At 42.4% G+C, this 11,770-nt stretch carries 8 protein-coding genes; 4 read left to right on the top strand and 4 right to left on the bottom strand.

Annotated elements, in window-relative coordinates; all coding sequences use genetic code 11:
* Nucleotides 1-3,432 (top strand): Eco57I restriction-modification methylase domain-containing protein (locus ACEW80_RS13105; protein ID WP_373526995.1); only part of this gene is annotated, 3,432 nt, incomplete at its 5' end.
* Nucleotides 3,433-3,594: 162 nt separating this feature from the next.
* Here ACEW80_RS13105 and ACEW80_RS13100 read toward each other — a convergent pair.
* A complete protein-coding gene (locus ACEW80_RS13100; RefSeq protein ID WP_373526994.1) occupies nucleotides 3,595-5,664 on the bottom strand; it encodes a chromosome segregation ATPase in 2,070 nt (689 codons plus the stop codon).
* 154 nt (nucleotides 5,665-5,818) lie between these two features.
* The gene (gene hslO / locus ACEW80_RS13095; protein ID WP_373526996.1) at nucleotides 5,819-6,724 is read right to left on the bottom strand and encodes an Hsp33 family molecular chaperone HslO; all 906 of its coding nucleotides are present in this window, start codon (nucleotides 6,722-6,724) and stop codon (nucleotides 5,819-5,821) included.
* A gap of 187 nt (nucleotides 6,725-6,911) precedes the next feature.
* On the opposite strand from hslO, the gene ACEW80_RS13090 reads away from it, so the two are divergent.
* Nucleotides 6,912-7,298 carry a hypothetical protein gene (locus tag ACEW80_RS13090; protein WP_373526993.1) on the top strand — a complete coding sequence of 129 codons (387 nt, stop codon included), beginning with the start codon at nucleotides 6,912-6,914 and terminating at the stop codon, nucleotides 7,296-7,298.
* A 63-nt stretch (nucleotides 7,299-7,361) separates the two neighbouring features.
* On the opposite strand, the gene ACEW80_RS13085 is transcribed toward ACEW80_RS13090, so the two are convergent.
* Together ACEW80_RS13085 and hisD are read right to left on the bottom strand one after the other, a co-directional pair.
* Nucleotides 7,362-7,787: a universal stress protein gene (locus ACEW80_RS13085; RefSeq protein ID WP_373526992.1), complete on the bottom strand. Its 426-nt coding sequence runs from the start codon at nucleotides 7,785-7,787 to the stop codon at nucleotides 7,362-7,364.
* Between the two features lie 519 nt (nucleotides 7,788-8,306).
* Nucleotides 8,307-9,608, bottom strand: coding sequence for a histidinol dehydrogenase (gene hisD, locus ACEW80_RS13080; RefSeq protein ID WP_373526991.1), 1,302 nt, complete (start codon nucleotides 9,606-9,608; stop codon nucleotides 8,307-8,309).
* Between the two features lie 1,030 nt (nucleotides 9,609-10,638).
* Here hisD and rpsT point away from each other — a divergent pair.
* On the top strand, nucleotides 10,639-10,935 hold the full coding sequence (gene rpsT, locus ACEW80_RS13075; protein WP_373526990.1) for a 30S ribosomal protein S20: 297 nt from the start codon (nucleotides 10,639-10,641) through the stop codon (nucleotides 10,933-10,935).
* Between the two features lie 84 nt (nucleotides 10,936-11,019).
* A partial coding sequence (locus tag ACEW80_RS13070; RefSeq protein ID WP_373526989.1) for a TatD family hydrolase occupies nucleotides 11,020-11,770 on the top strand: 751 nt, incomplete at its 3' end.

The following is an 11,770-nucleotide window of genomic DNA, read 5'->3' as shown; positions in this document are numbered from 1 at the left end:
TCTAAACCTTCAAGACAAAAACCTATAACTTTAAATATTGAAAGTAACACGTATCAATACCACAAAATTGCTGAACTTTCAGGTGTTGCAATCTTTGAAGTCACCGCAACCGATGGAAAAATACCAGATGCTAAAGCTAGAGTTACTATTCATCAAGAAGTTACTAAACTGATTGCTGAAAATCTCCTAATTTTTATTACCGAAGAACGCACCCGTAGTCTTTGGTATTGGGTGAAACGAGAAGGAAGTAAAAGCTTCGTTCGTGACCATTTATATGTCAAAGGTCAACCAGGAGACTTATTTTTAAGCAAGCTTGGTTCTTTAGTCATTGATATTACTGAGTTAGAACATGGTGAACCGACTGTTGTTGAAATTGCCTATAAACTACAACGCGGTTTTGATGTTGAGCCAGTAACTAAGAAGTTTTACAAAGAATTTCAAGAGCAACACCAGAAGTTTTTGCAGTTTGTTAAAGGAATTGATAATGAGACAGATAGACGTTGGTATACATCGGTAATTCTGAATCGCCTGATGTTTGTTTATTTTCTCCAACGTAAGGGTTTTATTGATAATAAAGATTTAAATTATCTGCAAAATAAGCTGGAAATAAGTAAGCAAATGGGTGAAGATTATTTTTATAGTGAATTTCTCAAGGCTTTGTTTTTTGAAAGCTTTGCTAAACCTGAGATTGACCGAGATTTATCTGTTCAGGAATTGGTAGGAAAGGTTAAATACCTGAATGGTGGTCTATTTATGAAACATCATATTGAAGATAAATATGATATTTCTATAGTTGATGAGGCGTTTGAACAAGTTCTAGATTTATTTGAGCGTTATTCTTGGAATCTCGATGATACGCCGGAAGGTAAAGATGATGAGATAAATCCCGATGTTTTAGGATATATTTTTGAAAAATACATTAATCAAAAGGCTTTTGGGGCGTATTATACTAGACCGCAAATTACAGAATATCTTTGTGATAGAACTATTCACAAGTTAATTGTAGACCGCGTAAATGATGCACTATCTGATAAGTATAAACGATTTGAGGATATCAATGAACTTCTGATTAAGTTGGATTTAAACGTTTGTCGTCTATTAATGGAAGATATTCTTCCTAATTTATCAATTCTTGACCCAGCTTGCGGTTCTGGTGCTTTTCTTGTAGCGGCGATGAAAACGCTAATTCAAGTTTATAGTGCGGTAATTGGGACTATTGAGTTGATGGGTAGTTGCTCTCTGAAAAAGAACCTCGAAGATATCCAAATTTCCCATCCATCAGTACTTTATTTTATCAAAAAGCGGATTGTTTCTGATAACCTCTATGGTATAGATATCATGGAGGAAGCAACGGAAATTGCTAAACTACGTCTTTTCTTAGCTTTGGTTTCTTCGGCTCACGATGTGGAAGAGTTAGAACCTTTGCCTAATATTGATTTTAATATTATGGCGGGTAATTCGTTAATTGGTTTAATTAAAGTAGATGATACTGCTTTTGATGCTGTGGGAAATTCACTACAAGGAAATCTATTACAGTCTTTAGCCGCAGATAATTACAAGAGAATTCTGGAAGAAAAGAATAAATCTGTTGAACTGTACAAAAAACACGCTTTTTTATCTAAGGAATTACCCGATACAGATACACCTCAAGAGACTCGATTGATACACATCCGTAAAAGTATTGAAGAACTCAACAAAAAATCGCAAGCAAAGTTAAATGTTTTGCTGTTGGATGAGTTTAGTAAGCGTTTGGGTATTAAATATGAGGAGGTTCAGTTAACTGGAAAATCACAAAAGCGGGTTTTGAAGGTTGAGGATATTGCAGCTTTGAAGCCGTTTCACTGGGGTTATCATTTTGACAAGGTTTTAGAACGCGGCGGTTTTGATGCAATTATCACTAATCCACCTTGGGAAGTGTTTCAGACAGACGAAAAAGAATTTTTTCAGCAATATGACAGTTTAATTCGTAAGAAAAAGCTGGATATAAAAGATTGGGAAAAGCAGCGTGAGGAAATGTTGCAATATCCAGAAATTCAAGAAGCTTGGCTCAACTATAGTAGTGGCTATCCTTATGTTAGTGCTTATTTTAAAAAAGCTGAACAGTATCAAAACCAACGCTCAGAGATGAATGGTAAAAGTGTAGCTCGAAAAATTAATCTGTACTTTCTATTTGTCGAGCAGTGTTTTAATCTCTTACGTTCAGGTGGTGAGTGCGGAATTGTAGTTCCTAGTGGTATCTACACAGACTTGGGGACTAAGCAATTGCGGGAGATGTTGTTTAGTCAAACTAAAGTTACTGGTTTATTCTGTCTTGAGAATCGCAAGGAAATCTTTGAAGGTGTTCATCGCAGTTTTAAAATAGTTGTCCTTACTTTTGTTAAAGGTAGTATAACAACAGAATTTCCATCTGCTTTTATGCGTCATGATGTGCAGGAACTTCAAAGGTTTCCTAGTGATGATAGCTTGCAGATTAGCGTTGAGATGGTGCGTAAACTCTCGCCTGATTCACTATCTGTAATGGAGTTTAAGAACGAGGTAGACATTTGCATTGCTAAAAAAATGCTGAAGTTTCCGTTACTAGGTGAAAAGATTGAAGGGAAGTGGAATCTATCTCTTAGGCAAGAGTTAAATATGACTAGCGATAGTCATTTATTCAAGCAACAGCCTGGTAAAGAAAGATTACGTCTATATGAAGGTAAGATGATTCATCAGTTCACTCATCTATATGCTGAACCAAGATATTGGGTGGATGAACAAGAAGGAAGAAAAGCTTTATTAGGGCAGAATAAAGATGATAAACATCAAAAATTAGATTATCAAAGCTACCGTTTAGGTTTTAGAGCCATAGCTAGGAATACTGATGTTAGAACACTTATTATAGGAGCAATACCCAAAAATATATTTTGTGGTAATTCGATTTTAGTTATTTCTGGAATGACTAACATATCAAGTGATGAAATAGTTTTTGCTCAAGCTATTTTAAATTCATTTACACTTGATTTTTATGCTCGGCAAATGGTATCTGCAAACATTAATATGTTCTACATTTACCAGTTACCCGTTCCACGTTTAACGAAAAGCGATCGCTACTTCAACGATATTGTACAACGCGCTGCCAAACTCATCTGCACCACACCAGAATTTGACGAACTCGCGCAAGAAGTCGGTCTAGTTTCCCATCAACAAGGCGTTACCGATGAAACAGAACGCGCTAAATTACGCGCTGAACTCGATGGGATGGTAGCACACCTTTACGGTTTAACCGAAGATGAATTTAGCTACATCTTGACTACATTTCCGATTGTGAATGCAACAGTTAAAGAAGCAGCATTGTCAGCTTACCGTAACTTTGCCCCAATGTTTGGAAACTCAAAAATTAGGACTTACGCAAAAGTACACGCTGTAGGAGCAATTCATGATGTTACTGTATGAAAGAATCTCAACATAATCCGATAACTACCAATACAGTTTGGTTAAGATGCATAGGCACTTATTGATCCCCCTTAGTCCCCCTTAAAAAGGGGGAAATAGAGCCATTCTTAGCCCCCCTTTTTTAAGGGGGGTTGGGGGGGATCGATTTTAATAATATTAAGATCACTGACCATCAGTAGTCGTTGATGGTGGCAATTGTGGAGACTCAATCTGAGGCTCAGGCTGCGGTTGAGGGTTGAGAAATTCTTGCCAAGTCCTAATTTGCTCTCGCGCCGCACTATAAGCAGCACTACCGCGTGGAATTGATTTAGCAATTTCAATCCCTCTGGCAATATCAGACTCACCTTGAGAGCGTGCTATTTCTAACAATTGCTGACCCCACTGGTCAATAGCCAGATTCGCATCCATACGTAAGATGCTATTGTTTGAAACTCGATCTGCCAACCGTATGGCCTCAACCAAGGCTTCTGGTGTGCCAACCGCCCCCATTTCCTGCGCTTTTCTCCAGTTTTCTCTAGTGCGGAGTTGCCCTTCCCAATCATTTATTGCAGCTTGTGCTTCCCCAGAAAGCGCCCTTCCCGACGAGGCAATTTGTTGAGCTGCGCTAATGGCGGCGGTAAGATTTCCACTCTGAGCTAGTTCTTGTGCCTGGTCTAAGTAAGGTTGGTCTTGAATTCGCTGAATCTTTCCGACCCAAGTCCGAATTTTTTTCCGTGCTTCAGGATATAATGCCCGACCTTTACGGATTTGGCTGGCTTCTGAGATAGCAGCTTGCAAGGAATTAATATCCTCAAATACCGCGACCTGTTCGGCGCGTTCTAAGTAAGGTTGGTCTTCAATTGTCTCTACTTGGGCATTCCAGCGACCAATCTCTTGCCTAGCTTCCGTAGCTCTAGGATTACTAGCAGGGATGAGCTGCACTTGGGCGATCGCTGCTGTTAAATTATTGACTGTTCCTTGACTAGCTAATATTCTCGCTTTTTCTAGATTGGCAACATCTTCAATTTCCAACTGCCAACTAGCAATCAGTTTTTGTGCCTCGTTATACACTGGTCTTGATGGCTCAATTAGTTGTGCTTGAGCGATCGCTGCCTCTAAACCAGAAACGTTACCGATCCAAGCACTCCTTTTGGCGTCAGCTATGGCGATAAAGTCATCTGTTTCGCCTTGTAGTTTCGTAATCTCTGGTATTTGTCTAGCAATATTCAGGGCTTCATCTGCATCCCGCTTATCTAGTTTCGCCTGTGCCAACTCCAGCATTTTGCGTCCAAATGCGGGAATCGCTTCTTGAGCTTTTTGATAAATGTAACTTTCTTGCCCAATGGACTCGGCTAACTTAATCGCTTCTAATAAATTATCAACAACTTTGCTACTTGCTAAGTTTTCAGCTTTTCCTAACTTATCGCCATCTTCTCGCGCTGTGACAATTAGACGATTCAATTGGTCGTATTTAATACCCGCCCAGTATTGATTATCTACGCGCAGCATTCTGGCGGATAACATAAACGCCGATTGCCAACGCCGTTCTCGGACTTCAGCGATCGCACTGTTGTATGTGGTTTCTCCCTTCGACCAAATCAACTGCCATTTGTCAATTTGCTCATTGACTAATTTGTAAGCTGTTACCTCTTGGGGTATTTTTTGAGCAGTAGCGATCGCTTCCTCTAAATTCCCTGTTTGGAAACTTTGATCAGCTAGCTTCAAAATATCCCGTGACCATTCTTCGATGAAACGATCAATTTCTCCATGCAACGGGTGATTTTGTGGTAGTTCTTTTACCAGAGCGATCGCTTGTAATAGGTCGTTCACTGTCTCCTTAGAAGCCGCCAACTGAGCGCAGTGTAGCCGCACCGAAGCACTTGCCAGTGGCCAGAAAATTGATGGGCAGTTAGGAGCAGTTGGCAGCTTTAACAGCATTGCCATTGCCAAGAATCCTACACTGCCGGGAATCAACATTAGTAGTACTAGCCACCATACCCGGCTTTTCATCCAGCGTGGCCATTTTCCAGAAGTACTACTGAGTTGGGCAGTCTCTTCTGAATGACTATTTATAGGTAATCCTTTTGAATCGTTTTTTTTTCGCCGCTTCACTGACTTGGAGGTAGAACCAGTAGCTGGAACACCAAATGGTTGAGTTTCACCGAATTGCTCTGTTCGGGATAATCTTTTGTTTTGATCTGGCTCTCTTTCTCTGGCTGAAGACCAACTGTCTGGAATATCCCGCTCTGTCATCTCTCACACCAAAATAATTGAGTAGCGTTCTGTTTTAGGTTGATAATTCCATTGTTGCCATAGTAACTTTCTCGTGACTAAAAAGCTACTTTTTTGATTATCCCTCTCCACAGAATAGCATTATCAATCTAAAAAATCAGTGCTGTTTTATACTTTATCCTGAAACGGTAGAGTCAGCTTGCAAATCGGCAATCAGTTGAGCCAAATCATCGCTACTTGCCTGGTAAACGTTGCCGCAAAAGTCGCAAGTTGCTTCAGCGCCATCATCTTTAATAATCATATCTTGTAGTTCGGCTTCTCCCAAAATCTTGAGTGCCCCCAAAACGCGATCAAAAGAACAACTACAGTGAAAGCGCAATATTTGCCTTTCGGGAAAGATTACTAACCCCATGTCTCCTAGCAGATCATTAAAGATTTCAGTCAAAGTTTTCCCAGCTTGCAACAACGGTGTAAATCCTGCGAGACTTGCTACCCGTGATTCCAACTTTTCTACTAGGGCTTCGTCTCTGGCAGCTTTAGGCAATACTTGCACTAATAATCCTCCAGCCGCAGTTACTCCACCTGCTCCCACGAACACGCCTAAAACTATAGCTGAAGGCGTTTGTTCGGAATTCATCAGATAATGAGCCACATCATCGCCAATTTCCCCAGAAACTAGTTCCACTGTACTAGAGTAAGGATAACCATAACCGATATCCCGGACAACGTAGAGGTAGCCGGCACCCACTGCACCACCAACATCTAGTTTACCTTTGGCACTGGGAGGCAATTCCACAGATGGATTTCCCACATACCCGCGTACCGTGCCATCTAGTCCAGCATCTACTAATATGCCGCCCAAGGGGCCATCGCCCTTCACCCGAACATTGACCTTCGACCCAGTTCGCTTCATACTAGAAGCCATTAGCAAGCCTGCCGCCATAGTCCGACCTAGTGCTGCCGTTGCTACATAGGAAAGCTTGTGCCGTCCCCGTGCTTCTTCTGTTAAACGTGTGGTGATCACACCTACGGCACGAATTCCACCTTCGGCTGCTGTTGCACGAATTAACTGATCCGCCATGAATAACCTTACATTTCTTAACAAGTTCACTTTTTCTATTCTAAGTTCTCTGCTGCGAGAAAAGTCATTGGTCATTGGTCATTGTTTTTTTTGCAAAGGACAAAGGACTAATGACTAATGACTAATGACAAAAACTATTTGCAATATTAGAAATAGCGATGTCTCACCTTTAGGTAATTGAATAAAAATGCTGGGTAATTTTCAACAAAGTCAACTGCGGATTGAAATCGAAGCACAAACAGATGCAATTCGTAACAGTCTGCTGCATCCGGTCCAACTAGAAAAATGGCTCTTAGGGCAACGCTTTGCCCCAGGAATGCCAGAAGAACTGCTTCCTGGATTCCAGTTTACTAGCTGGACTGGGCCTGTCCAGATTCATCATCAAGTGGACGTTGTAAAATCCAACTGCCTCCGCTTATTACTGTGCGGAGGCATTGACGGGTTTCACGAATGGTACTGGGGAGAAGGTTGGGTACAGTCTCGCTTGGAAGGAGTTTCAATTTTGCCCTTGAATTTGGGTCAAACCCTGAGTTTGTTGAGCTTGCGTCAGTTTTTGACAACTCAAAGGCGTTGAATCGACTGAACGTAGGGACAAGGAGGATTTTCTTTGTCTCTATGTGTTTTCTCAATCAGCTTTTTACCCTGGTTTGACGACTAACACCGAACAATTAGCTTCTTCCACAACTTGACTGCTAACGGAACCCTGAACAATTCGCTTCATCCCAATCAACCCCCGACTCCCAATTATGATCAAGTCAGTTTTATAAATATTGGCAAGACGAATAATTTCTTCGGCAGGATCACCAGTCACGAGTTCTAACTCACTGGTAACTGATAAGTTTTCCTGATAAGATTGTAGTTGTTTTTCAATATTAAAATAAGAAAATGTTGGGGACTCTGGCTGAGGGCGATCAGCGGGTAGTTCCATCTCTGATTCTGGCGTGGGAAACACATGGCAAAGAACAACCTTGGCATCTTTTGAAAACGCCAAATTATCTAAAGTCTGAATTACTCGTTCTGCAATTTCCGAACCGTCCAGAGCTATCAAAATAGTTTTTAGCACCGCTCTCGTCTCCTAAATAGTAGACCCCTTAGATAAAGTATGTATCAGAATTTGTTGGCAGATACAATGAAGAAGAATTCAGAAGCCAGAATTCAGGAGTCAGAATCAATGAGTGGGGGATTCAGCGCGAAATGCGCCACCGGGGATACTCCCCGTGGTCACTTTCGCGCAAAGTGCGGTCTTGGGGTCTCCCCCGCCGCAGGATGCGCGGAGCGCTGTAGAGGAGCAACTTTGTAAGAGAGACCCGCCACTCATTGTAGACCACCAAATTTTTAATTTGGTGGGGGTCTTAAACCCATTTATTCATCCGTTCTTTCGTTCAGAATTCTTATCTGTTTTCTGGCTCCTGACTCCTGACTCCTGAATTCTGTTTGATAAACTAATTTTTCATCTGCCAACTTAAATTTATATATTCGAGGCTGTTAGCCAGTTTTTTGGAGCAGTAAACCAATCCTTTATTTTGCAGCTATCACATGACTTTTGCCAACAGCATAAGAAAAAATTAAGCATTCCAAATCATCACTCTTCTTGCTGAATTCGGCGTCGTACTGAATCAGCGTGCGAAGGTAAGCCTTCTGCTGTTGCTAGTACATCAATTGCACTAGCCACATTTTGCAGTGCCGCTTGGGAGTATTGAATAATACTGGAGTGCTTGAGGAAAGTTTCAACCCCTAACGCTGAAGCATAGCGAGCCGCCCCAGAAGTTGGCAAGGTATGGTTAGGACCTGCCAAATAATCTCCCACCGCTTCTGGTGTCGAGTAACCCAAAAAGATTGCCCCAGCGTGGCGAATCTGTGGTAATAGTGCCCAAGGGTCTTTGACTTCTAATTCCAGGTGTTCGGGAGCAAATTCATTTGAGAGTTCTGCTGCTGCTTGGAGCGATTCCACAACGATAATTAAGCCGTAGTGAGCGATCGCTTTTTCTGTATCTATTCGCCGTGGGTGATCCACTAGCTGTCTTTCCAAGGCTACTTGCACGTTCTTCGCCAAAGCCGCATCTGTCGTCAGCAAAATTGCTGCCGCCATTGGATCGTGTTCGGCTTGGGCTAACAAGTCAGCAGCTACATGCACTGGATTTGCGGTTTCATCGGCAATCACCAGCACTTCGCTGGGGCCTGCCAAAGAATCAATCCCGACGGTGCCGTAGACAAGTTTTTTCGCTAGGGTGACATAAATGTTACCAGGCCCAGTGATTACATTCACTTTCGGAATGGTTTCAGTGCCATAGGCTAAAGCAGCGATCGCTTGTGCGCCGCCAATGCGATAAATTTCTTGTACACCTGCTTCTTGGGCAGCTACTAAGACTGCCGGATTAATTGCACCCCCTGGGCCTGGTGGTGTCACCATCACCACGTGGGGTACAGCAGCAACATGAGCCGGAATTGCATTCATCAGCACGGTACTTGGATAGGCGGCACGGCCACCAGGCACATACAAACCGGCTCGGTCTACGGGAGTGTAGCGTTTGCCCAGTACTACTTCATCGTCGCCAAAGTGTACCCAGCTTTTCGGTACTCGCTGACGATGAAACGCTTCAATTTGGTGGCAAGCTAGCCGAACTGCACCCAACAATTCCTTTGACACCTGCTGATAGGCTGCATCCATTTCCGAGCCTGTAACTCGGAGTTCTTCTGCTTTGAGGGTTTGTTTGTCAAATTCAGCCGTGTAATGTAAAACAGCTTTGTCGCCTTGGCGCTTCACTGCTTGCAAAACTTCCCGTACCGTTGCTTCTTTGTGAAGCACTTGTTCGTCATGGGTGCGATCGCAGATCCGTTGCAGTTCTGCTCTAACGTCTGCCTGCTGAGTAATGATTCGCAGCATGGAGTAAGGACAATGCCAAAATTATAATATTGCCACCTGAGATTTAGTTTTGCTCTTAACCCACTGGGGTGTTCAAGCTGACTCTAATTCTCTTCTCTAGCTTAACCTGGATTTTTTTGATACTCTCAAGGCTACCAGCATATAGTTTGCTTGAGAAGGCTACTTCATTGCTCAGTCCGACAAGCCTTGGTTAGCTAACGGCTAGCAGGAGGCGTGCCATTTCCCACTACCTTTATGCCCTCACCCTCACTCCTTACGGGGTGCAGGTGGTGTGTTTGCACATACAATCCCCCAGATTTACAGGGGGTAGGGTCTGAGTATAATTTTTACTTATTTTCTTAACTTTTTAGTAGTTAAGATGTGTACAGAAACCATATATCGGCTCTATACTCTATTTGGATATGCCTGAAATTTAGCTCTTTACAGTTCTTTGCCTTTGACAATACATCCGCTTTATGGACAGATTATACTTGTTTGACAATCACATTGCTTAATCAGGTGGTAAGTTAGGGCAACAGTTTTCTTGCGATGTAACCTATTTTAACCCATTTCCTAAATTGACGACATACTAAATCTGGGAGGAGGGAGTAATTCAGTGAAGAAGAAGGCAAGGGAGGGATTGAAGGAGTCAGGAGGTCTTACTTCTGTTGGGTATTCAGACCCCTCCTGAATAAAAGTCACCAAATTAAAAACTTGGTAGGGTCTTAAACCCAAGTTCGCTCCGGTCAATTGCTCTCAGTGTAGGAAGCAGTATTCCTCTTGCTGCCGCTCTCTGCGTTCGCGCAGCGTGTCGAAGACAGACACTAAAAGCGTAGCTTGCTTCTCTGTAAGAGGATGCGGAATCGTTACGCTATCCTACCCTCTGCCTTTCTTGATAAAAAATTACCTTTTTCCCTTCTGTTATGTGCCTATTGCCAATAACCAATACCATAATAATTTTTTTAGGAAATTATAACATTGGCAATTTGGATGCTATATTAGTAAGTCTAGTAGTGTGTGTAAATAATTAATAGTATTTTTGGAATTGACTGTGGCGAATACAAAGTCTGCTCTCAAGCGTGCCGAAATCGCAGAACGTAACCGACTGCGTAACAAAGCTTACAAATCAGCAGTCAAGACGCTGATGAAGAAATACTTTAATGCTGTAGCTGCCTATACAGCTAATCCTAACCCAGAATTAAAACAAGAAGTGCAAGATAGGTTATCCGAGGCTTACAGCAAAATTGATAAAGCGATCAAACGGGGTGTCCTTCACCCCAACAATGGGGCAAGGAAAAAGTCAAGATTGGCTCACAGAGTAAAACCCCTCGCCCAAACAGCTGAGTAGTCACTGGTAATTTGTCCTTAGTCATTAGTCATTGGTAACAAAACAAAGGACAAATGACTAAGGACGAGCAACAAAAGACAAAAAATGCAATTGATAGATACGCACGTACATCTCAACTTTGATAGTTTCCAGCCAGATTTAGCAACAGTGCGATCGCGGTGGCAAAAAGCAGGTGTAGTGCGTTTAGTACATTCCTGTGTTCAGCCTGAGGAGTTTTCCAGTATTCAATCCATCGCCCAAGAGTTTCCCGAAATCAGTTTTGCTGTGGGATTACATCCTTTAGATGCTGATAAATGGAATAGTGAGACAGCCGAAAAGATCAAAACTTTAGCAAGTTCTGACTCGAATGTAGTAGCAATTGGAGAAATGGGGCTGGATTTTTACAAAGCTGATAACTACGAGCAACAGTACATGGTGTTCGAGTCCCAGTTGGCGATCGCATCGGAACTAAACTTACCAGTGATTATCCACTGTCGGGATGCTGCTGTGGCAACCAGAAAAGTGTTGCAAAAATGGCGAGAACTCAAAGGAGAAAGAGTACGGGGTGTCATGCATTGTTGGGGAGGAACGCCAGAAGAAACTCAATGGTTTCTTGATTTGGGTTTCTACATTAGCTTTAGCGGAACAGTAACGTTCAAAAACGCCAAAGCGATTCAATCCTCAGCTGCGATGGTCAACAGCGATCGCCTATTGATTGAAACAGACTGTCCATTTCTCGCTCCAGTTCCGAAACGGGGCGAGAGGCGCAACGAACCGGCTTACGTGCTTTATGTAGCCGAGCAAGTAGCTAAACTGCGTCAGGAAACGGTAGAGGCGATCGCCCATCAAACAACCA

This window comes from Nostoc sp., assembly GCF_041747015.1.
GTDB lineage: Bacteria > Cyanobacteriota > Cyanobacteriia > Cyanobacteriales > Nostocaceae > Nostoc.
Note: the sequence above shows the minus strand (reverse complement) of the source record. Positions and strands in the feature narration are given on the sequence as shown.

Bases quoted from the DNA above. Each gene is read 5' to 3' on its own strand.
- ACEW80_RS13090 (WP_373526993.1), top strand. From the start codon at position 6,912: ATGCTGGGTAATTTTCAACAAAGTCAACTGCGGATTGAAATCGAAGCA.
- hisD (WP_373526991.1), bottom strand. From the start codon at position 9,608: ATGCTGCGAATCATTACTCAGCAGGCAGACGTTAGAGCAGAACTGCAA.
- hslO (WP_373526996.1), bottom strand. From the start codon at position 6,724: ATGGCGGATCAGTTAATTCGTGCAACAGCAGCCGAAGGTGGAATTCGT.
- ACEW80_RS13100 (WP_373526994.1), bottom strand. From the start codon at position 5,664: ATGACAGAGCGGGATATTCCAGACAGTTGGTCTTCAGCCAGAGAAAGA.